Genomic DNA, 20,703 nt, shown 5'->3' on the forward strand with positions numbered 1-20,703 from the left:
ATTGGGGTTGGCCGCCGCCGCCACAAAGGTAATGGCCGCCGTGAGGGTGGTCTTCCCGTGATCTACGTGTCCGATGGTTCCCACGTTGACGTGGGGTTTGGTGCGCTCAAATACGCCTTTCGCCATTTTAAAATCACTCCTTCAGCAAAGTGGGCCGAGGGAATAGCTCCCTCGACCCGGGTGTTTATTGCCCCTTGATCAGCTTTTGTGCGATGTTCTGAGGAACCTGCTCGTAGTGATCGAAGAACATCGAGAACTGTGCGCGACCCTGGCTCATGGAGCGCATGTCGTTGGCGTAGCCAAACATCTCGGCGAGGGGCACAAAGGCCCGCACGAGACGAGCATTGCCACGCTCCTCCATGCCCTGGATCTGCCCCCGGCGGCTGTTGAGGTCGCCGATGATGGAACCCAGGAAGTCTTCGGGGGTGATTACCTCGACCCGCATGATGGGCTCGAGGATAGCCGCACCACCCTTCTCGATGGCCTCCTTGATGGCCATGGAACCGGCAATCTTGAAGGCCATTTCGGAGGAGTCCACCTCGTGGTAGCTGCCGTCGTAGAGGGTGACCTTCAGGTCCACGATGGGGAAGCCGGTGAGGGGCCCCGACTGCATGGCCTCTTCAATCCCCTTCTGTACGGCCGGGATGTATTCACGGGGAACCACCCCACCCACAATGGCGTTGACAAACTCGAAGCCCGAGCCACGGCCCAGGGGTTCGGCCTTGATCTTGACGTGACCGTACTGGCCACGACCGCCGGACTGGCGCACAAACTTACCCTCTACATCCACCGGGCGGGTGATGGTCTCGCGGTAGGCTACCTGGGGCTTGCCCACGTTGGCATCTACCTTGAACTCCCGCTTGAGGCGGTCCACGATAATCTCCAGGTGGAGCTCACCCATCCCGGAGATGATGGTCTGACCGGTCTCGGGGTCGGTGGAAACCCGGAAGGTGGGGTCTTCCTCACCCAGGCGCGAAAGGGCCACGCCCAGCTTGTCCTGGTCGGCTTTGGTCTTGGGCTCAATGGCCAGGTCAATGACCGGCTCGGGGATCTCGATGGACTCGAGGATAATCGGCTCGTCGCCATCCCCCACCAGCGAGTCGCCAGTGATGGTTTCTTTGAGACCCACCACCGCGCCCAGCTCCCCTGCCCGCAGCTCCTCCACTTCCTCGCGGTGGTTGGCGTGCATCTGGAGCAAGCGAGCTACCCGCTCCTTCTTGCCCTTGGTGGTGTTCTGCACGTAGGAACCCGATTTGAGGGTACCCGAGTAGACCCGGATAAAGGTCAGGCGGCCCACATAGGGGTCGGCCATAATTTTGAAGGCCAGCGCAGCCAGGGGGCCGTTCGGGTCGGCGGGACGCTCAACCTCCTCACCGCTTTCCGTCTTGCCCTTGATGGGAGGGATGTCCAGGGGCGAGGGCAGGAAATCCACCACGCCGTCCAGGAGAAGCTGCACGCCCTTGTTCTTCAGGGCCGAGCCCAGGAAGACCGGGAAAATCTCGATGGCGATGGTGCCCTTGCGGATGGCCCGGATAAGCTCCTCTTCGGTGGGCTTTTCGCCCTCGAGGAACTTCATCATGATGTTCTCGTCGTAGTCGGCAGCCGCCTCAACCAGCTTCTCGAAGTATTCGGCAGCCTGGGCCTTCATGTCCTCGGGGATTTCCACTTCGCGGATATCGGTGCCGAGGTCGTTACCGTAGAGGTAGGCCTTCTGGCGCAGCACATCAATAATGCCCTTGAAGGTATCCTCGCGGCCAATGGGCAGTTGCATCAGCACCGGCTTGGCCCCCAGGCGCTCTTTCATGGTGTTGATCACCAGCCAGATATCCGCCCCGGTTTTGTCCATCTTGTTGGCAAAGGCCACCCGGGGTACCCGGTATTTGTCGGCCTGGCGCCACACCGTCTCGGACTGCGGCTCCACCCCCTGCGAAGCATCGAACACCGCTACCGCCCCGTCCAGCACGCGCATAGAGCGCTCGACCTCGATGGTGAAGTCCACGTGACCAGGGGTGTCAATGATGTTAATACGGTGCTCGACACCGGTCTTGCTGTGCTTCCAGTTGGCGGTGGTTACAGCGGCGGTGATGGTGATGCCTCGCTCGCGCTCCTGCTCCATCCAGTCCATGGTGGCCGCACCCTCGTGCACCTCGCCAATCTTGTGGATGCGTCCGGTGTAGTAGAGGATGCGCTCGGTGGTAGTGGTCTTACCGGCGTCAATGTGCGCGGCAATCCCGATGTTGCGGAACAGCTTGAGGTCAAATCCAGTCTTGACGGACATACTCACCACCGGTAGTGGGCGTAGGCTCGGTTGGCTTCGGCCATACGCTCGACGTCTTCCTTCTTCTTGACCGCCCCGCCCTTACCCTCGGCAGCCTCCAGAAGTTCGGCAGCCAGGCGCTGGTGGGCTTCGCGCTCACTGCGGTTGTTAAAAGCAGTCACGATCCAACGAATGGCAAGGGTCTGCTGGCGGCGCGGCGAGACCTCCACGGGTACTTGATAGTTGGCCCCGCCCACCCGACGGCTGCGCACCTCGACTCGAGGGCGCACGTTATCCAGGGCGGCCTTGAAGACCTTGAGGGGTTCCTGGCCGCTCTTCTCTTGGATGATTTCGCAGGCATCCTTGAAAATTCGGGCTGCCAGGTTTTTCTTGCCATCCCGCATTATGCGGTTGATGAGCGCAGTGACCACCACATCGCCATAGAGGTGGTCGGGCTCGAGCCTGCGCACTTCAGCTTGTCTTCTCCGCGACATAACTCACCTACTTCTTACCCTTTGCCGCCGCGCCCTTGGCATCGGCCTTGGGCCGCTTGGCCCCGTACTTGGAGCGGCTCTTCTTGCGATCCTTGACACCCTGGGTGTCGTAGATACCCCGCACGATGTGGTAGCGCACCCCCGGCAGGTCTTTCACACGGCCCCCACGAATGAGCACCACCGAGTGCTCCTGCAGGTTGTGGCCTTCACCAGGGATATAAGCGGTGACTTCGTACTGACTCGAGAGGCGCACCTTGGCCACCTTGCGTAGCGCTGAGTTGGGCTTCTTGGGCGTAACGGTACGTACCACGGTGCAGACCCCCTTGCGGAAGGGGCTTCCCTTCAGGGCAGGCACTTTGCTCTTCTTGACTACGGGAGCACGGCCTTTACGGAGGAGCTGGTTGATGGTTGGCAGTGTAATCACATCCTTTCGTTCGACTAGACTTCTCTCAAAACCGAAAACCCCACACGGAGTTCTGCGTACTTGCGCTGCGCTCGGTGCGGGGTTCCCGTCGAGAAGCGAATCAGGCCGTTGGCCCGAGGTTCGCCCCTGGATTCTCAAGAATCGCTGTGCGCGACGGCTTTCCCGTGAGCGCAACCGATGTGACCTCAGGGCCGGGGCTGGCCTGAGGCAACGCAACCCTAGAAGTATATACGGCTGTTACGAGTTAATCAAGGGGCTGGAATCGCAGTGTAGAACTGAACTCGAGGTAGATATTCACTTTATTCACAATGAGGTCACGGCACCCGGTGTGAACCAGGCAGGGCGCACGGGCTTATTCGGGGAGCTGAACCTGGAGCTGGCTCGGGGGTCTGATCAAGGACTCCTCAAATCATCTGGCGGGTGCAGCTTGAGACCCTCAATTCCGCAGCAACCAGCGCACGTCCTCCACTACCCGCGCCGTCTCGGCGGCCTTACCGTTCCCGTATATCAGGCGTAGCTGGCCCTTGGGATCCAGGGCAAACACCGTAGCGGTATGGTCCACGTTGTACTCGGTAGCCGATTTGATTTCAGACTTCTGATAAAAAACCCCGTATTTTTTAGCCACCTGGGCAATCTGGTCTGGGGTGCCGGTCAGGCCCAGGAAGGTAGGGGCAAAAAAGGTCACGTAGTCCCGCAGTTTTTCCAGGGTATCCCGCTCGGGGTCTACCGAGATGAGCAAGACCTGTACACGGGCCTGCTCGGCAGGGGTCAAGGCTTTGTAAACCTTGGCAAGCTCGAGCATGGTGGTAGGGCATACATCGGGGCAGTTCACAAAACCGAAGAAAATCAAGACCACCTTGCCCTGGAAATCGGAGAGGCTCTTGGTCGAACCGTCGTGGGCGATGAGGCTAAACTGGTTGGCTTCTACCGGTCGGATGTTCAGAAGGCGGGTTCCGTAGGGCTGGTAGGTATCGCGTGAAAGAACAAACGCAATCACCGCCAACAAAAGCGGCAAACCGGCCAGCAAGGTAATCCATAAAGCACGACGTGGCATCTTCTACTCCACAACCGGGGTATATCACCCCAAAAACAAGCACCAACGTAAACAACCCGCTTCAGGCAAATGTCCCTGGGTTAAAATCCAGGCTCCGCCACTTTACAATACGCCCAGGGTCTTTCAGCATGAGGTAGATTACGATGAAGACCGAATCAACCGCGTTTTCCGCTCCCGAGGCTCGCTGGGCCGCTGCCCTGCTGATGGCGCCCTTTTTTTTGCAACTGCTGGGCACAGGCGGCAGTTTTTTAGGGGGAGGGCTGTGCGGTGAGCTGTTTGGCAACAAGGCCCCGCTGGGGCTTCAGGGGGCCGGTTTCTGGTATGCCGTGATGTTCATGATGTTGCTGGGTTTTCAACTGATGTACGGGGGGTTCTTGTTGCTGACCCGCCTGCTCGAGATGCCCGCCAGCATGGAACGCGGAACCTACCGCTTTGGGGTTGGGCTGGTGGGGCTGATCACGCTCCTGTTCATCTTAACCCGCACCATCGGCCTCCCCTATCCCAGCCCCCAGGGCCTGGCTATGGGCGATACCGCGCCGTTGGATCCGCTAAGCCTGATTCTGGTCGGATGCTCGTGGGTAGCAGGCTTTCTGCTATGGCGTTTGCTGAAAAAGGCATAATTGGCTTTTCAAAACCCGCTAGGCTATAGGGCATGGAACGTCTATTGGAGGTCATGCGACGCCTCCGCGCACCCGATGGCTGCCCCTGGGACAAAGCACAAACCCACCAGAGCCTTCGACCCTATCTGCTCGAGGAGGCCGCCGAAGCCGTGGATGCCATAGGTCGGGGCAATCCCCAAGAAATGGCTGAAGAACTGGGAGATGTACTCTTGCAGGTGGCCTTTCATTCGGTTATTGCCGAGCAGGCGGGCAGTTTTAGTTATCCCGAAGTGGAGCAGCACATTGTGGATAAGCTCATCCGCCGCCACCCACACGTGTTTGGCGATGTGAAGGCCGATACCCCCGAAGCCGTGACGGCCAACTGGAACGCCATCAAGGCTGCTGAGGGAAAGCCAGCACAGCCCATCTGCGACCAGGTGCCGCGCAGCCTGGGAGCCCTGGCCCGAGCTGCCGAAATCCAGAAAAAACTGGGCACTTCTTTTAGCAGCAAGGCCGATCTGGTTGAAAGCATTCAGCAAGGCCAGATAGCCGAAGCCCTGTGGAAGCTGGTAGCCTGGTGCCGACAGGAGAAGCTCAACCCCGAGATCCTGCTGCGCGAGTACTGTGAGCAGATATGTCTACAGGCTGCAAAAAACCCGTGATGAGGTTGCAAGTCACAGCATTTTGCCAGGCCTAGAGCGAAAATACTGTTATGTGCGTACCTGAGCCTTGGCCCAGTCGGTCAATGCAAACGGTCACGAACCCTCCCAAAAAGCAAAAACGTTTCGTCCCACAACCCCCGCCGTCTATGAAGTCTGAGATTCTCAAAGCCGCAGTCTCCCGCCCGCCGCAGGAAATGCTGCGCCCCGAGGGGTTTGTGGATGCCGCCGTACTGCTGCCGGTATGGGAAGGGCAGCTCCTATTCACCGTGCGCAGCGCCCATCTACCGCACCATGCGGCCCAGATTAGCTTTCCCGGAGGGCGGTTTGATGATGGCGAAAGCGCCGAACAGGCCGCCTTGCGTGAGGCCTGGGAAGAAGTGGGCCTCGAGCCCAGTCAGGTGGAAATTCTGGGACACCTCAACCCAACCCTCTCTCCCTTTGGCTACCGGGTGTTTCCCTTGCTGGGCCGGATTATCCAGGAACCCCACCTGGCCCCCAACCCCCAGGAAGTGGAGGAGTTGCTGTGGGTGCCGATTGAAGAATTGCTGGCTGCCCCGGCCTATGCTGAAGAACGCACGCCACCTCCCAGTAACCGTTTCCCCAGGGGCTTAGGTGGTGAGTTTTCCGAATTGGACGGAAAGCTACGGCGCAAGGTCTGGCATTATCCTTGGCGCGGCTATGACATCTGGGGCGTGACCGGCAATATTGTGCACGATTTCCTCGAGCGTATCCGCTCTGTAAGGCTTTAGCACACAGCCGTATAAATACCCGTACAAAGTGTCCATTGCGGCACGAACTATGCAGTACGCTCTAGCAAAAGCCGTAGCCTTTTCGTCCCTCCCCTACCGTGTAGGGGAGGTTAGGTGGGGTTGCTGAGCAGCGACTTAGCGTACTCGGGCGGTTGGGGGCCTCACCCAATACCCTCCCCCCCCCTCCCTACGTCGTAGGGAGGGGGCTCTATGTCAATCCCTCTCGGAAACCCGGAGGTGTACAGACATTTCTACGACGCTGTACTCAGCCTTCCCTCTGAACTGCATCAACACCCTATACAACTGCTACAGGTGTGTGAAATCTCGGCCTGCGCTACCCCTCAAAGCGACATCAGTCGGCAGCAGCCGAATCCGTTAGGAAGAGGGGTCTGGCTTGTTTGGAAAGAAGTTCGTAGAGTTCTAAAAACTGCTCTTTGGCCCGCTGCCCCAGGAAGCCCGGTGGGGTGAGCTCGGGCGGCAGGCCGGGGTCGAGGAAGAGGTTCTTGCGGGCCTGGTGAATCATGTGGGTCAGGCGCACAAAGGCTTCCTCGGCGTTTTTGGGCCGGTTCAGTTTTTGGGCCAGAAAGGCGCGGTAGCGAGCCTGGGCAGCCTTGAGATTGAAGGATTTTTCGATGAGCTCGAGGGGTGGCGTACTGGAAAAGCGCTCGGCCTGAAAAAGCTCCACATAGCTTTGTAACCCATAAAAGCCCACCAGGTCACGCGCTGCTTCCAGTGAGCCATTGGGACTGACCCAAACGCCCGGTGCAGGCGTCCCAAAGCCCAGCAGAATTAACTCGTTGCGGAAGCGATCCCGCACGGTGCGTTTGGCCTCCGGCACAGCATAGACCAGAATGCGCCACTTCCCATCCCAGGGAGCACCGTAGGTGTAGAGCCGCTCCCGCACGTTCTCGACCTGCCAGGCCACCCTGGGCGAAAGCCGGTAGTAAGCCCGCCGCCCATCCTTCTCCGGGATAATCCAACCGCGCTTGACACTGCGTGAAACAGCGGCCCGCACAGCGGGTTCGCTGAATTCCAGCAGTTCCATCCAGCGAATCAAGTCCCCTACCCAGGCCCGGTTTTCGGGGTACAGGTACTCCATATAGAGCGTGAAAAGATACGAGCGCGCCCGCATTGCTCCTAGTATAATACGGATTTTTACATTCCAGACTAAAAAACGTTCGGATTTCAGGGAAATCCGCTACCGCATCCCATCTGGCGCTCGGCATAAACTAGGGCAATAACCGTTTAGAGCTTGCTTGGCAGATAGTCTTTTAGTTGACGGCGGGTAGCTGAAAGTCTTTTTTCAAACTGGAAAATGCCTGGAAACTCAAGCCAAGTTGCTAATCGGTAGCCAGGGCTCGGGCCTTTGCATCCAGCCGGAACCAGTGCCCACCCCGGTAACGCCACAGGAACATGGCTACCCGCACAGTCTCCTCGCCCAGGAGCCGCCCCAGGAAAATACCCCACAACCCCAAACCCAGCGGAAAAGCCAGCAGCCAGGCCAGAGGCAGCCCCACCAAAAACACCGTCACGAAATCGGAGAGCAGCAAGAACCGGGTGTCGCCGCCGCTGGCCAAAGTGCCAAAAAAGATGAAGTTAGAGACCTTGACCGGCTGAAACAAGGCATTGAGCAGTACCGCCCAGAAGGCCCACTGTTGCACCTGGGGGGTGGTGTTGGGGTAGAGCAGGGGCAGCAGGAAAGCAAACAGGGCAAAAACCAGCCCGAAGATGGCTGCCGAAATCAGGCCAATGCGCCAGATCAGCCGTGAGACCCCCCAGACTCCAGGGGAATCGGCCCGCCCAATGGCCTGGGCCACCAGCACGGTGGCGGCATAGTGCAGGCCCGCCGAGGCAGTAATGAAGACCATCTCGAGGTTGCTCACAATCTGAAACACCGCCAGTTCTTGCGTTCCCAGACGCTCGAACAACAAGGCAAACAAAAACACCCCTCCGCTGAAGACCACCTCGGTAATGAAAAGCGGCAACACCAGAGGCACTGCCTCGAGCAGCAGGCGCCGAACCTGTCCAAACTCGGGCCAGGCCCAGCGCAGGCCCCAACGGCTTCCGAGTAGCAGCCAGAGCAGCACCCCCGCCCGCACCCCCTGCGCCACCAGCGCCGCCACGGCTGCCCCTACCGCCCCCATCTCCAGCGGAAACACAAATACCCACGACAGCAGGGGTATCAGGGTAATGGCCGGGATGGTGACCAGCATCGGAATCCGCGCCCTGCCGATGCTACGAAAAGCCGCGCTGCTGACCACGCTCAAGGTAATCAGGGGTAAGGAAAGCGCCACCAGTGAAAGATAGGGCCCACCGATAGAAGTGATTTCCTGGTCGGCGCCCACCAGTTTCAAGAAAGGGGTAGCCCCCAGCCCCAGCGGCAAGGCCAGCAGGAGCGCCAGCACCAGCGAGAACCCGATGAAGAAGCTCACGATGCGCTTTACTGCGGCCTCATCGCCCCGCCCCCTGGCCCGGCTGGCCAGAATGGCGCAACCCGCCCCCAGGGTGTTCAGGCACAGAATGCCGATAAACAGCACGTTGTTGGCCAGTCCCACCGCCGCAATGGTCGCGGTACCCAGGGTGCCCACGATCACCTGGTTGACAAAGCCCAGAGCCAGTTGAACGGTGGACTCGAGGCTCACCGGTAGCGCAATTTTGAATATCTCTCGCCGCACATCGGCAGTCACAAACGAGAGCATACTACGCGCAGCATTGGGGATTGTAACCCGGTGGTGATCGCCATGACGCAGGCAAAACAGTCACATGTCGCAGGCCTCGGGTCACAGGTGAAAAAGGGTAGAAGCACAAAAACGGCTTGCTCGAGCACGCCCTAACCCCTCAACCGCTTTCCGCCAGGGGGTAGAATCAGGGGCATCTATGAACACCCTGTCCTGGAACACCGAGTTACTTATTGAGCAAGACCTTGCCCACCACCTGCACCCTGTGACCAACCTGCACCGCCACAAGCAGAGCGGCCCGGTGGTATTGGTCGAGGGGAAGGGTTCAAAAGTACGCGATAGCGAAGGCAAGTGGTACATTGACGGGTTTGCCGGCCTCTGGAACGTGAACGTGGGCTACGGGCGCACCGAGCTGGCCGAGGTGGCCCGTGAGCAGATGGCCCGGCTGGCCTTCCAGCCCACCTTCTTTGGGCTGGCTACCCCTCCGGTGATCGAGCTGGCTGCCAGGATGCACCAGCTTTTGCCGCACCATTCGCACTTTCAGTTCACCTCCGGGGGGGCTGAGTCCAACGAGACCGCTATCAAGATTGCCCGCTACTACTGGGCGCTGTCGGGCAAGCCGGAAAAAACCAAGATCATCTCACGCCGCATGGCCTACCACGGCATCGCCATGGGCGCACTGGCCGCTACCGGTGTTCCGGCCTACCATGCCGACTTCGGGCCGTTGCCACCGGGATTTTTATACCTGAGTGCCCCGCTGGCCTACCGCAACAACCCTGGGCTTTCGGAGGCCGGGTTTGTGGCCATGCTGGCGCGGGAGCTCGAGGACTTGATTGCCCGGGAAGGCCCTGAAACCATCGCTGCTTTCATCGGGGAGCCGGTGCAGGGGGCCGGCGGCGTGGTGCCACCCCCCGAAGGCTACTGGCAGGCCGTTTCCTCTATCCTCAAAAAGCACGATATTTTGCTCATTGCCGACGAGGTCATTACCGGCTTTGGCCGCACCGGCGAGATGTTCGCCCAGACCACCTACGGCTTCCAGGCCGACATCACCAGCTTTGCCAAAGGGATTACCTCGGGCTACATTCCGCTGGGTGGGGTGGGCATCAGCCCTGAGATATTCGAGCGCATTTCGGCGCCCGACCGGATGTTCATGCACGGCTTCACCTACTCAGGGCACCCGGTGGCCTGTGCGGTGGCGCTGGCTAACATTGACATCATCGAGCGCGAGCAGCTCTGGCGCAACGCCGCCCTCCGCGGCGAGCAACTGCTAAAAGGGCTGCAAGAACTCGAAAGTCACCCCCACGTAGGCAACGTGCGCGGCAAGGGCCTGATGGCGCTGGTAGAGGTGGTAGAGGACAAAACCAGCAAAAAGACCTTTGAGCCCGCCCTGGGCATTGGTGCAAAGCTGATGAAAGTCAGCCGGGAAAAAGGCGTGATTGTGCGCTGCAACGACACCGGCTTTGCGGTAGCGCCGCCCCTGGTCATCACCGAAGCCGAGATAGACGAAATGGTGAACGCTCTGGCCGAAACGCTGAACGAGGTGCTGGGTTCGTAGCGCTCATCGAGCGCAGAATACCTGGGACACGGCACCAGCAACAGCAGAAAATCACTGCAAAGTCTCAGGTTGCAGGCCATAGCCTGAAGCGATGCTGTTGGCCTTCAGCTTGGGGCTTTCAGCTAACCAGACGTGTGGCTCCTATGGTGCATCTGACATCTCCGCTCTCTCGGCCTTGGGTTTTGCATTTTTTACAACTGGCTTTGCTAGACTGAAAGCTGACTGCAGAAAGTCGGTTTGGAATTGCCCAAAAGCCAAAAGGAGGGTTCATGGGATGGATTGTTTGGTGCAGCGTTCTTTTAGGGGCTCTGGTTGCATGGCTCCTGGGCTGGCTTTTGAGCTGGCTATTCCGGGGCAATATCCTGCGGCTGCAAAACCAGCTCACCGAGGCCCAGGCCGAACTGGGGCGGCTCCAGGCCGACCTGACCAGCTACAAAGCCACCCAGTCCAAACTGGCGCAGGCTGAACAGGAACTCTCCGGGCTGCGGGAGCAGCTTAAGCACTTTGAGGCACTCAAGGCTAGCTTTGGCACGGTAAGCAAGGAGCTGGATGCCGCTACCCTCAAGATTCAGGGGTTGGAAGGACAACTCAAGGATCTCGAGGCTCTCAAGGCCCAGCTTGCCAGCCTTCAGGGCGAGCGGGACAGGCTTCAGGCTGACTACAGTGGGCTACAGGCCCGGTTTGAGCAGCTCGAGGGCGAGCGAAATCGACTTTCGGCTCAAATTCTGAGCTACCAGGGCGAGATGGCGGTGCTGAGCCGTCAGGTAGAGGCCCTGCGCCAGGATCGCGACGCACAGAAATCTGAAACCGCTAACCTGAGCGGCAAGCTGGCGGGTATGGGCGGGCTGATGGCGGTTTGGGAGGGCTTACGCCAGCGCTTCGGGGGCAAGCAGCCTGAAGAACTCGAGGCCCACTTCACCTCGGTTCAGGAAGAAGCCGAGCGCAGCTGGAGTGAGTTGAGCCAGCTAAAACGTGACTATGAAGCAGCGCTGGCCGAGCGTAAGCGACTGGAGGGCGAGTTGCAGAACTTGCGGGCTCGCGTCGGCAGCCTCGAGGCCGACCAGGGCAAAGTTGCCGCCCTGGAAACCGAAATCGAGCGCTACAAGAACGAGTTTAGCGGCCTTCAAGCCCGCTACGCCACCCTCGAGGCCGACCACCAAAAACTCCAGGCCCTCTACGAAGCCCGCATCCAGGCCCTCGATGGCGAAAAAGGCCGGCTGGAAGGCGAACTTCAGAGCCTGCAAATCCGCCTGAACGCCCTGGAGGCCATTCGGGCCCGGTTTGGCAACCTACAACCCGCCGACCTCGAGGCCCGCATCGTGGCCATGCAGAACGAGCGCAACCAGTACGCAATCGAGCTGGAGGCCCTGCGCAAGCGCATCGAAGCGGTAGCGGGTGAACGCGACCACCTGCGGGCCGAAGTGGAGGGGCTGCAAAAGCGCCTCGACCAGCTCAGCACCGATAGTAACAACGTAATCGCGGAGCGCAACAAGCTCCAGGCCGAAGTCGAAAAGCTGCGGGCCGACCTGAACCAGGCCCAGGGCGCCTACCAGGATCTGGAAGCGGTACGCCGTGAACTCTCCGACCTGCGCGCCCGGCTGGCCAAGGCCGAGGAGGAACGCAACTGGTTTGCCGGAGAGGTCGAGGGCTTACGCAAGGAGAGCGAAAAGGCCCGGCAGAATCTGGCTGAACTCGAGCAGCTTCGGCGTGAACATGCCAGCCTCCAGTCTCGCATAGCCGAGTACGAAAAAGCCTTGCAAAATGCCGAGGAAGACCGCCGCCAGATGGGAGCCAACTACAGCGCCCTGCAAGCCCGCATCGCCGATTACGAGGCCAGGCTGGCCAAAGCCCAGGAGCGCACCGCCAACTACGACGCCCTGGCCGCCAACCTAGCGGCCATGCAGACTGGCGCACCGGAAGCCGAAGCTACTGGGGCCGTTGCTGCCCCAGCCCGACCCACCAAACCGCGCAAAGCCAAACCCAAGCAACCCAAGGAAGTGATCGGCTACCGCGTCACCCAGAGCCGCACCTTCCGGGCCGAAGTAGTGCCCGAAGGCCACGACCCCCTGGGGGTGATCGAGGGCATCGGCAACACCTACCAGCAAAAGCTTTGGGACGCAGGCATCAAAACCTTTGAAGACCTGGCCAGCACCCCCGAGGCCCGGCTGCGTGAAATCATTGGCAAGGAACTGGAGTTCGACGAGTGGATTGTGGAGGCCCGCCGCTTTGTGCGCGGGGTCTACAAGCTTAGCCGCGCCACCGCCGGAGGTAGCCGCCGCAAGGCTGACGACCTGACCCGTATCGAGGGCATTGGCCCCAAGATACGCGATGCGCTGGTAGCCGCCGGCATCACCACCTTCGAAGCCCTGGAAGCGGCCACCGAGGGCCAGTTGCACGCCGCCATCGAGGCCGCCGGCATCAGCTTCGCCCCCAGCCTTCCCACCTGGAGCCGCCAGGCGGCCTACCTGGTACGAGGCGATGAAGCAGGGTTCCAGGAATACATTGCCCGCCTCACCGCCGGAAGGGAGGAATAGCCCATGGTCAGAGCCTGGATCACCTACGATTGGATCAAACTGCTGGGCACCGTTCTTCTGCTCATCCTGTTGTTTTTCTGCATGGGCCGCCAGGGTAGCGTAGCCATTGCACCCACCCTCACCACGCCCGCTCCGGGTACGCTGCAGGGGCCCACGGTGGATTTGAGCGGCACCGGCACCCCAGGGGGTTTCATTCAACTGCTGCTGAACGGCAACAAGGTGGGGGCGCCGGTACGCATCGGAAGCGACGGACGCTGGGCTTTGCCGGGTTTCAACTTTGGCGCACCCGGCAATTACACCCTCACTTTGCAGCCGGTGGATGCCAGCGGAACCAGCCTCGGGCCGAGGTCGGATTTAACCTTCACCGTGCCCCTGCCGACGGGTAATCTGCAAATCAGCGAACCAACCAGCGGCGCCCAGGTGCCCGCTGGCACATTCCAGTTGCGGGGGGTGGGTACGCCTGGGGAAGCGCTCGAGGTCTTCGAAGACAACACCAGCCTGGGCCGGGTGGTGGTGAACCCCGATGGCACCTGGACGCTGGCCGTGCCGCCCCCCATGGCAGGGGAACGTACCTACGAGGTGCGTGGCGCCAGCGCTTCGGCCCGCATTCAGGTCACGGTGGCGGCGGCTGCCGGAACCGCCGTCGCTTGCGCCAAAGACTTCACCCTTTCCTTGCGCGATGGGCAGACCGTGGCCCGCCCCTTCCGTTTCGGCGGCGAGGGGGCCGGGCAAGGCTACACCGTTACGGTCAAACGCGGTGAACGCACCGTGGGCAGCCGGGATGTGCCCCTCGATGCGACCTGCGGTTGGAGCTACCGCTCTGACCCCGGCCCCGGCCCCATCACCTACGAAGTCCGCCCCATTGGCGCCTTGCCCAGCGATCCGCCGTTACAAACCATCAACCTGACTGTCCGGTAGCGCCTTTGCTATCCGAGCCTCCCCGTATCCGGGGAGGTTTTTGTTGGCCTAAAACAGCGTCTATCAAACTGCTTCAATCGGAGGTCTGGCCGAAGGCTCTATTTCCAGCAGGCGGAGCATCTCCCCCACCAGGTACAAAGAGCCCGTTACCAGGACCGGTTTTCCGTCCGCTCGAGCCGCCTCAACTGCGTGCTCGAGGGCCTCCAGGGGATGCTCGAAGTAGGGGGCCGGGTATTCTTGCAACAAAGCCTCGGCCCGCAGGGCACCCCTGGCGGCGTAGGTATAGCGCACACTTATGGCCTTGGGCAAAAGGGTTCGCAGGATGGTGTGGTAGTCCTTGCGGGGGAAAGCGCCAAACACCAGGTGAAACCCCTCAAACTCCTCTACCAGGGCCCGGGCCGCTGGGGGATTGTGGGCCCCGTCGAGCACCACCGGAGCGCCCCGGTAGGTCAGTTGCTGCATCCGGCCGGGATGCACGGCTGTGGATAAACCTGTGGATACCACCGCTTCGGCGTAACCCAGCAAGCGCAAAACCGCCGCCGCAAGACGGGCGTTTTGCCGTTGAAAGCGGCCCCGTAAGGAAGGTTGGACAGGCAAATCGAAAATAGGGCCGCCTTCCGAGAGCACATATAACGGAGCCGCTCGTTCGGCGGCTATGCTGCGGATCACCTCCAGCCCAAGCCCCTCGGCCCCGGTCACCACCGGAACCCCTGCCCGAATGGCCCCCGCTTTGTCCCTGGCCACCCCTTCCAGTGAGCCTCCCAGAGTTTCTAGGTGGTCTTCCCCGATATTGGTGAGCACAGTCACCCGCACATCAGACAGCGCATGGGTGGCATCCAGCACCCCGCCCACCCCGGCCTCCACGGCTGCCATGCGAACACCCACCGACGCGAAGTGCCGAAACGCCAGCGCTGTGGTGAGGTCGAAGAAAGCCACCGGTTCCTGGAAATGCTGGCCCCGAGCCCACTCCACAAATCGCACCACCTCGGCCTCGGGAATCGGGCCCTGGTGGGTGCGGATACGCTCGCGGAAGTCTATCAGGTGGGGGCTGGTGGTGGCCCCGAAGGGCTCGCCCGCCACCTTGAAGGCCGCCTCGAGGTAGGCCACCACACTGCCTTTGCCGTTGGTTCCAATCACATGAACGGCAGGAAACACGGCCTCGGGGTGGCCCAGCCGTTGCAAAAGTTCTCGAATCCGCGACAGACCCCTGGGCGCCCCGGCGCGACTCTGGGCAAACAACCATTCCACCGCCTCGGGATAGGTCACAGACCTCAGTCTATCCTGTTTCCCCCATACTCTCTGATACCGTTTTTATTTGAACACCTACCCTACACCAGGAGGTGGGAGGTAGGGAGTAGGGTGTAGGCGTTGAAAACCCCCCACCACCCACCCCCATCTCGTGTGTCGCTAAAAATTAGCCACACACCTAAAGTTGGTATAAGGCCGATAATGGGGTCATGCCGCTGTTGCAAGCCCACCTGGAACTAAAGCTTGAACAGGCCCTGCTGCATGGCTGGGTGCAGCACCAGCTGGCCGGGGTAGACCTGCCCCTCAAACTGCTGCGCTTTTCCCTGGGCCGTTTGCAGGGTGGGGAGGTTCGGCAGCTCGAGCTGAGGGAAAACCGCTGCCAGCTAGCAGTCGGGTTTGCCAGCGGCCCGGCAGTGAAGCTGGTGCTCCAGGCCCAGGGTTATCAGCCCACGCAGCAGGTGCTGAGGCTGCGGGTCGAGCAGCTTGTTTTTTCGGGGTTTCGGGGCGCTCCGGTGCTTAACCTGGTACCGGGTAAGGTGCTGGAAATTGTGTCAGCCCAGGCCAACCAACGCCTGCCGGGGCTTTTGGAGTTGGGCGGAAATATGGAGCTAAGGCTACGCCTCGAGCCGCTTCTGCAAAAGGCCCTGCAAGAAGCACCCCTCGGGCAGAGCCTGGGGGTGCTGGGGCTCGAGGCCAGCCCTATGGTTCGGGTTGAGAAGCTCGAGCTGGGTTCGGGTTGGTTGAACTTAGCCCTCAGCGCAAGCGGCTGATCACACAGCCCGTGCTGTTGCACTCGCGGATGCGGGCCTTGAGAAAGCTGGTGCGCTCCTGGGTCATGCGGGTCGCACAATCGAGGTCAACGACCCGCGAGCTGCCATCTACCCGTGAGCACTGCTGGTTACGGCTCTTGATCCAGGCCAGTTGCGAGGTGCGCAACACCGAGCGCCCTTCCGCGTTCAGCTTGCTCACCAGCTCGCGGTACACATCGTTGATTTCTTTGTCGGCCTGCACGAAAAGCTGGGTTGCACAGTAGACATAGTCGAAGTCTGTACTGGGGTTGTCACAACCTGCGGCCCATCCCCAGCTTGCCCCCACCAGTAGACCCACCACTGCCAGTTTTTTCATAATCCCTCCCACCCCAATCTAAACCTGACAGCACCGAATCGCTAGGTCAAATCAGCATTTGCAATGGGGTGAGATCAAAGATAGCCAGGTGACCGCTTTTAAGAGCCATTCACTCGAAAAGGCTCCTCCACAAAACCCTTTTGAGCGTAATACAAGCTTTCAGATCACCTGGCGTCGCAGGTTAGAAATAAGCAGACTCGAGGCCAGCACCAACCCCGCCGCCAGTCCAAACAGGCTGCTCACTTCGGTGCGCTGGGGCTTCCAGCCTACCACCCGGCCCAGGTTGCGGTAGGCCTGCCGGAGGGCTTCGGCGGACTCTGCGGCATAGTACCGACCGCCGGTGGACTCGGCAATGGCCCGCAGGGTCTCTTCGTCGAACTGCATCCAGAAGCCGCCCCACTGCTGGTCGGGGTCGCCCGGGTTGCTGCGCCGGCCCAGCCCGATGGTATGCACCACCACACCCATGTCTTTAGCGAAAGGGGTCACCTCGAGGGGGTCAATCCCCCGGTTGTTGCGGCCATCCGAAAGCAAGACCACCGTGGCGGGGCCTAGTAGTTTGCCGTTGGCGTCTTTGGGGAAGGCTTTGAGGCTTTCTAAGAGGCCATCGCCAATGGCCGTTCCACGGGCCATCTGAAGCAGCTCAATCTGGTCAATGATGCGCTGGTGGTCGGTAGTGGGTTCTACTTCCAGGGTTGCATAACCTGCAAAGCTCACCAGGCCTACCTTGGCGCCATCGGGCAGGGAGCGCACAAAATTCCGGGCCTCTTTTTTGGCCGCGGTAAAGCGATCCGGTTCAATATCCTGCGCCCGCATCGAGCGGCTGATGTCTATGGTGACCATTACCGTGGTCATGTTGTCGGGAGCAAGCAGCACCGCCTGAGGGCGGGCCAGCGCCAGCAGGGCCAGCACCAGCGCCAGGCCGTACAACCCTGCGCTCAGGTGGCGCTTCCAGCGCGGCTCAGCGATGCGGGCAAACTGCGCCAGGTTGGGATAGAGCACATGGGCACTGGCCGTTCCACTCTGTACCCTGCGCCAGTAAACCCAGGCCAGCAGCGGTACGAGCAGCAGCGCCAGGAGCAGAAACGGAAACTGAAAGCTCACGGTTCACCCCTTACAAGGCCTTGCTTCGGGAAATAAACTACCCTTCGAGTTTGCCTGCTAATCTCGCACCAGATGGTAGGCCCATTTACGGTTCCTCTTCAATAAACATACACAAACTCAGGGGCAGAAACCGCTGCTCTGCCCCTGAAGTGATTGGGACGGGTGCTACTTCGGTGGGGATAGCTCCTGTGCCAGTAAATCCGGGTCTATAATTTCCAGATTGCCAGAAGCCGAGATAACCTCAGGTAAACCCTCAGATCCTCGGCATTATCCACCCGCAACCAACTGCTGCGTTATTGGCTCGGACAAAACCGATTCCCCTAACAAATAGGCCACCACGTCGCGAGCGCTGTACTGGGTGCCAAACTGCTTGACGAAGCTACCGATTCGCTCGAGGTCATCTCCGCTCGTCACCAAAGGCAGCTCGAGGTCGCCATTTTTCTGTACCTGGCCCTGCCCTACCGCCGCCAGGAGCGCATTGCACAGGCACTTGCGCCCCTCGGTGTTGGCCAGCTCGCCCCCTTTGGCCAGGTACTGCTCGATGGGCTCGGAAGCACAGCGGAAGCCGATTTTTCCTTCGGGGGTCTGGTAGGCCTCGCGCAAATACCCCAGGTCGCAGACCCGCGTCCGGCGCCGATAAACCTCCGGTTGCGAGAGCGTGCCCTCTACCTCGGCTACCTTGAACGGAAATCCGGTGGGCGAGGCTTTGGGGTCGGTAAAGACCCTGACCTCACCTCTGGCGGCCTGCTCCAGTACCCGCGCCTTCAGGCTCGGCTCGAAGCCCGACTCCTGACTGTAGGCAAAGAGTGTACCCACCTGGATGCCTGCTGCACCCTGGTTTATTGCTCTTTGCAGGGCTTCGGGCGAACCGGTGCCGCCTGCCAGCCAGAAGGGCAGGCCCAGGGCTTTGATCTGCTCGAGGTCTACCACATCCCGCTCGCCGTACACCGGCTGGCCACGCTCATCAAATACCGGCGCTCCTCGAGGGGGGGCATTGTGCCCGCCCGCCGTGGGCCCTTCAATCACAAAACCTTGAATGGTTCCCGTCACCTTGCGGGCCAGCAGGGTGGCCAGGGAGTTGGAAGCGATAATCGGCAAAAAGCCGGGGCGTTTGAGGGTCTGGGCCTGACCGGCGATTTCCAGTGGGTTGAACTGCAGGCGGGGAGCCTCGGGGGCTGTCCAACCTGTCACGTCAATTTTGAGCGAGGCGGTCTCCCCTGCGGCTAGTTTGTCCAGGGCCTCCGGAATCTCGCGGGGGATGCCCGCGCCCATCAGTACATAATCCACCCCGGCCAGCATGGCCCCATACAGCGTCCCGAGGGTAGGGATTTGCAGCTTGGTAAGGAGATTGATCCCAACAAGACCAGGGTGGCCCTCCTTGGCTAAAAATACCTCTACATAGCCCCCCAGCACGTGCAGAATTTGCGAGGCGGTATCGCCCAGGCGAGCGGGCATGGGAATTCGTTTATAGGGCTGTCCCCCCCGACCTTCAGGCTGGAAGTATTTGTCCAGTACAGGCTTAACCCATTGCTGAAAAGGGAATGCGGCCAGCGCCCGGCGCACCAGTCCACCGGGGTCGCCGTCTTGCAGCCGCCGCACCATTACGGTGTCCATGGCGGTGCCTGACACCACCCCCAGTTGGCCCAGCAGCGAAACGGTTCTGGCCAGACGCCAGTTGGAAACAGACACGCCCATCCCACCTTGAATGATGCGCGGTAGGGCTACAGTAGCTACACTTTGCACGGGTACAAACCTCCAAAAAAGCTCGGCCAGATAAAGACGAGACGATTGATTGTACGGCCTGTTCAGGTGAGAACGAAAGGCAAAGGTTCCCACCTCAGCAGGTCTGTACCCGGTATAGAAAAGTGTGATGGCTGTGCAAGGGTTGGCATGGTAGCAAGAAGACTCGGTCTGATGATGTAATGGGAATTGCATGAGCCTCGAGGCCCTCCATACCCAAATCACGGCCTGCTGCGCCTGCCCCCGGCTGGTGGCCTGGCGCGAGCAGGTTGGGCGGGAAAAACGCGCCGCATACCGGGATTTCGAATACTGGGCCCGGCCCGTACCGGGTTTTGGCGACCCCAGCGCTCGTATTCTGGTTTTTGGGCTGGCCCCTGGCGCCCACGGCTCCAACCGCACCGGACGGCCCTTTACCGGCGATGCCTCGGGCAACTTTTTGTACCCGGCTCTCTACCGCGCCGGGCTCGCCAACCAGCCCAGCTCCACCCAAATAAACGATGGCCTGCTACTGCACAACGTCTACATCACGGCTGCCGTACGCTGCGCCCCCCCAGGCAACAAACCAAGCCCCCTCGAGCTAGATGCCTGCGCCTCCTGGACCCAGCAAGAACTGGCCTTGCTAAAGAACCTGAAGGTCTACCTGGCTCTGGGTCAGATTGCCCACCAAGCCCTCCTGGACTATCACGGCCTGCGCCGGTCGGCCCATCCCTTCGCACACGGCAGCGAGTACCGCTTGGGTGAGCGGGTTCTGTTGAGCTCCTACCACGTTAGCCGCCAGAACACCAACACCGGCAAACTCACTGCGCCCATGTTTGACGCAATCCTCGAGCGAGCGAAAAGGCTTGCCAATAGCCCATAGCAGAAAGCCAAATTTAAGCCACGGGCTATCGGCTACAAGCCATCAGCTATCAGCCTTCTTGCTGTACAAGAAGTCGTAAAGCAAGGCCGCCAGCCCAGCCCCCACCAGCGGGCCGGCCCAGTAAACCCAGTGGGCATTCCACTCACCGCCTATGATGGCGGGGCCAAGCACCCGGGCAGGGTTCATGGCCGCCCCCGAAATAGCGCCTCCGGCCAGGATGTCCATGGTGATGGCCAAACCGATGGCCAGCCCAGCATAGCTATAGTTATTGAAAACCGCCGAGCCAAAAATCACCGAGACCAAAAAGAAGGTCAGGAAAACCTCCATCATGAGGGCCTGGATGGCGGTGTGGTTGGCGCCGGGAACCGGGGTTCCTTCGGCCACGGCGTTGCCGCCATAAAGGGCGCCAATAAAGAAGGCCGCCACCAGCCCCCCCAGCAGTTGGGCCACCCAGTAACCAACCGCACCCACCGGGGTAATGCGCCCGGTGATGAGCATGCCAAAGGTAACGGCAGGGTTGAAATGGCCCCCTGAGATGACCCCCAGGGCCACCACCGAAAGGCCAATGGCCAGTCCGTGGGCCAGGGCCACCGCCAACAAATCGCCGCCCTGGGTGGCCGCAATGGCCCCAATCCCCACAAAACACAGGGCAAAAACCCCCAGAAACTCTGCAACTAGAGCGCGTATGTTCATGCTTTCCTCCCGC

The 20,703-nt window shown here is 60.6% G+C and carries 20 protein-coding genes; 8 read left to right on the forward strand and 12 right to left on the reverse strand.

Going from position 1 to position 20,703, the window contains the following annotated elements:
• The 5 genes from J3L12_RS11645 to J3L12_RS11665 form a co-directional block, all read right to left on the reverse strand.
• The coding region (locus J3L12_RS11645) for a GTP-binding protein (protein WP_240631362.1) at nt 1-126 on the reverse strand (126 nt) is incomplete at its 3' end.
• A gap of 58 nt (nt 127-184) precedes the next feature.
• The gene (gene fusA, locus J3L12_RS11650; RefSeq protein WP_208015235.1) at nt 185-2,278 is read right to left on the reverse strand and encodes an elongation factor G; all 2,094 of its coding nucleotides are present in this window, start codon (nt 2,276-2,278) and stop codon (nt 185-187) included.
• Nucleotides 2,279-2,280: 2 nt separating this feature from the next.
• Nucleotides 2,281-2,751, reverse strand: coding sequence for a 30S ribosomal protein S7 (gene rpsG, locus J3L12_RS11655; RefSeq protein WP_208015236.1), 471 nt, complete (start codon nt 2,749-2,751; stop codon nt 2,281-2,283).
• Nucleotides 2,752-2,758: 7 nt separating this feature from the next.
• On the reverse strand, nt 2,759-3,166 hold the full coding sequence (gene rpsL / locus J3L12_RS11660) for a 30S ribosomal protein S12 (RefSeq protein ID WP_186814672.1): 408 nt from the start codon (nt 3,164-3,166) through the stop codon (nt 2,759-2,761).
• Nucleotides 3,167-3,611: 445 nt separating this feature from the next.
• Complete coding sequence (locus J3L12_RS11665) at nt 3,612-4,229, reverse strand: SCO family protein (protein WP_208015237.1); 618 nt, start codon at nt 4,227-4,229, stop codon at nt 3,612-3,614.
• A 143-nt stretch (nt 4,230-4,372) separates the two neighbouring features.
• Here J3L12_RS11665 and J3L12_RS11670 point away from each other — a divergent pair, with 143 nt between their 5' ends.
• The 3 genes from J3L12_RS11670 to J3L12_RS11680 all read left to right on the forward strand — a co-directional run bounded on the left by J3L12_RS11670 (nt 4,373) and on the right by J3L12_RS11680 (nt 6,239).
• A complete protein-coding gene (locus tag J3L12_RS11670; RefSeq protein WP_208015238.1) occupies nt 4,373-4,849 on the forward strand; it encodes a hypothetical protein in 477 nt (158 codons plus the stop codon).
• A 32-nt stretch (nt 4,850-4,881) separates the two neighbouring features.
• Nucleotides 4,882-5,490 (forward strand): MazG family protein, encoded by a 609-nt coding sequence (locus J3L12_RS11675; RefSeq protein WP_208015239.1) that lies wholly within the window; start codon nt 4,882-4,884, stop codon nt 5,488-5,490.
• Between the two features lie 146 nt (nt 5,491-5,636).
• A complete protein-coding gene (locus tag J3L12_RS11680) occupies nt 5,637-6,239 on the forward strand; it encodes a CoA pyrophosphatase (RefSeq protein WP_208015240.1) in 603 nt (200 codons plus the stop codon).
• A gap of 352 nt (nt 6,240-6,591) precedes the next feature.
• On the opposite strand, the gene J3L12_RS11685 is transcribed toward J3L12_RS11680, so the two are convergent.
• Nucleotides 6,592-7,371 carry a PaaX family transcriptional regulator C-terminal domain-containing protein gene (locus J3L12_RS11685; RefSeq protein WP_208015241.1) on the reverse strand — a complete coding sequence of 260 codons (780 nt, stop codon included), beginning with the start codon at nt 7,369-7,371 and terminating at the stop codon, nt 6,592-6,594.
• Between the two features lie 208 nt (nt 7,372-7,579).
• Nucleotides 7,580-8,938: an MATE family efflux transporter gene (locus J3L12_RS11690; protein ID WP_208015242.1), complete on the reverse strand. Its 1,359-nt coding sequence runs from the start codon at nt 8,936-8,938 to the stop codon at nt 7,580-7,582.
• Between the two features lie 178 nt (nt 8,939-9,116).
• Between J3L12_RS11690 and J3L12_RS11695 the strand changes: the two genes are divergently transcribed.
• The 3 genes from J3L12_RS11695 to J3L12_RS11705 all read left to right on the forward strand — a co-directional run bounded on the left by J3L12_RS11695 (nt 9,117) and on the right by J3L12_RS11705 (nt 13,924).
• A complete protein-coding gene (locus tag J3L12_RS11695) occupies nt 9,117-10,472 on the forward strand; it encodes an aspartate aminotransferase family protein (protein WP_208015243.1) in 1,356 nt (451 codons plus the stop codon).
• A 269-nt stretch (nt 10,473-10,741) separates the two neighbouring features.
• On the forward strand, nt 10,742-13,006 hold the full coding sequence (locus J3L12_RS11700) for a helix-hairpin-helix domain-containing protein (RefSeq protein WP_208015244.1): 2,265 nt from the start codon (nt 10,742-10,744) through the stop codon (nt 13,004-13,006).
• A 3-nt stretch (nt 13,007-13,009) separates the two neighbouring features.
• The gene (locus J3L12_RS11705; RefSeq protein ID WP_208015245.1) at nt 13,010-13,924 is read left to right on the forward strand and encodes a hypothetical protein; all 915 of its coding nucleotides are present in this window, start codon (nt 13,010-13,012) and stop codon (nt 13,922-13,924) included.
• A 63-nt stretch (nt 13,925-13,987) separates the two neighbouring features.
• Here J3L12_RS11705 and J3L12_RS11710 read toward each other — a convergent pair whose 3' ends face one another.
• Nucleotides 13,988-15,190: a Mur ligase family protein gene (locus J3L12_RS11710; protein WP_208015246.1), complete on the reverse strand. Its 1,203-nt coding sequence runs from the start codon at nt 15,188-15,190 to the stop codon at nt 13,988-13,990.
• Between the two features lie 191 nt (nt 15,191-15,381).
• Here J3L12_RS11710 and J3L12_RS11715 point away from each other — a divergent pair, with 191 nt between their 5' ends.
• Nucleotides 15,382-15,942 (forward strand): hypothetical protein, encoded by a 561-nt coding sequence (locus J3L12_RS11715; RefSeq protein ID WP_208015247.1) that lies wholly within the window; start codon nt 15,382-15,384, stop codon nt 15,940-15,942.
• Here the strand turns inward: J3L12_RS11715 and J3L12_RS11720 are convergent.
• The 3 genes from J3L12_RS11720 to J3L12_RS11730 form a co-directional block, all read right to left on the reverse strand.
• Nucleotides 15,926-16,297, reverse strand: a complete 372-nt coding sequence (locus J3L12_RS11720) for a lysozyme inhibitor LprI family protein (protein WP_208015248.1) — start codon at nt 16,295-16,297, stop codon at nt 15,926-15,928. The two genes, J3L12_RS11715 and J3L12_RS11720, sit on opposite strands and share 17 nt — an antisense overlap.
• Before the next feature lie 159 nt (nt 16,298-16,456).
• The gene (locus J3L12_RS11725) at nt 16,457-17,398 is read right to left on the reverse strand and encodes a VWA domain-containing protein (protein WP_208015249.1); all 942 of its coding nucleotides are present in this window, start codon (nt 17,396-17,398) and stop codon (nt 16,457-16,459) included.
• Nucleotides 17,399-17,665: 267 nt separating this feature from the next.
• Nucleotides 17,666-19,141 (reverse strand): nitronate monooxygenase, encoded by a 1,476-nt coding sequence (locus J3L12_RS11730; protein ID WP_347708889.1) that lies wholly within the window; start codon nt 19,139-19,141, stop codon nt 17,666-17,668.
• A 190-nt stretch (nt 19,142-19,331) separates the two neighbouring features.
• On the opposite strand from J3L12_RS11730, the gene J3L12_RS11735 reads away from it, so the two are divergent.
• Nucleotides 19,332-19,997 carry a uracil-DNA glycosylase gene (locus J3L12_RS11735; RefSeq protein WP_208015250.1) on the forward strand — a complete coding sequence of 222 codons (666 nt, stop codon included), beginning with the start codon at nt 19,332-19,334 and terminating at the stop codon, nt 19,995-19,997.
• A 42-nt stretch (nt 19,998-20,039) separates the two neighbouring features.
• On the opposite strand, the gene J3L12_RS11740 is transcribed toward J3L12_RS11735, so the two are convergent.
• The gene (locus J3L12_RS11740) at nt 20,040-20,690 is read right to left on the reverse strand and encodes an aquaporin (protein WP_208015251.1); all 651 of its coding nucleotides are present in this window, start codon (nt 20,688-20,690) and stop codon (nt 20,040-20,042) included.
• Nucleotides 20,691-20,703: the final 13 nt, after the last annotated feature.

This window comes from Meiothermus sp. CFH 77666 (genome assembly GCF_017497985.1).
GTDB lineage: Bacteria > Deinococcota > Deinococci > Deinococcales > Thermaceae > Meiothermus.

Bases quoted from the DNA above. Each gene is read 5' to 3' on its own strand.
- fusA (WP_208015235.1), bottom strand. From the start codon at position 2,278: ATGTCCGTCAAGACTGGATTTGACCTCAAGCTGTTCCGCAACATCGGG.
- rpsG (WP_208015236.1), bottom strand. From the start codon at position 2,751: ATGTCGCGGAGAAGACAAGCTGAAGTGCGCAGGCTCGAGCCCGACCAC.
- J3L12_RS11665 (WP_208015237.1), bottom strand. From the start codon at position 4,229: ATGCCACGTCGTGCTTTATGGATTACCTTGCTGGCCGGTTTGCCGCTT.
- J3L12_RS11670 (WP_208015238.1), top strand. From the start codon at position 4,373: ATGAAGACCGAATCAACCGCGTTTTCCGCTCCCGAGGCTCGCTGGGCC.
- J3L12_RS11675 (WP_208015239.1), top strand. From the start codon at position 4,882: ATGGAACGTCTATTGGAGGTCATGCGACGCCTCCGCGCACCCGATGGC.
- J3L12_RS11680 (WP_208015240.1), top strand. From the start codon at position 5,637: ATGAAGTCTGAGATTCTCAAAGCCGCAGTCTCCCGCCCGCCGCAGGAA.
- J3L12_RS11685 (WP_208015241.1), bottom strand. From the start codon at position 7,371: ATGCGGGCGCGCTCGTATCTTTTCACGCTCTATATGGAGTACCTGTAC.
- J3L12_RS11690 (WP_208015242.1), bottom strand. From the start codon at position 8,938: ATGCTCTCGTTTGTGACTGCCGATGTGCGGCGAGAGATATTCAAAATT.
- J3L12_RS11695 (WP_208015243.1), top strand. From the start codon at position 9,117: ATGAACACCCTGTCCTGGAACACCGAGTTACTTATTGAGCAAGACCTT.
- J3L12_RS11700 (WP_208015244.1), top strand. From the start codon at position 10,742: ATGGGATGGATTGTTTGGTGCAGCGTTCTTTTAGGGGCTCTGGTTGCA.
- J3L12_RS11705 (WP_208015245.1), top strand. From the start codon at position 13,010: ATGGTCAGAGCCTGGATCACCTACGATTGGATCAAACTGCTGGGCACC.
- J3L12_RS11715 (WP_208015247.1), top strand. From the start codon at position 15,382: ATGCCGCTGTTGCAAGCCCACCTGGAACTAAAGCTTGAACAGGCCCTG.
- J3L12_RS11720 (WP_208015248.1), bottom strand. From the start codon at position 16,297: ATGAAAAAACTGGCAGTGGTGGGTCTACTGGTGGGGGCAAGCTGGGGA.
- J3L12_RS11735 (WP_208015250.1), top strand. From the start codon at position 19,332: ATGAGCCTCGAGGCCCTCCATACCCAAATCACGGCCTGCTGCGCCTGC.
- J3L12_RS11740 (WP_208015251.1), bottom strand. From the start codon at position 20,690: ATGAACATACGCGCTCTAGTTGCAGAGTTTCTGGGGGTTTTTGCCCTG.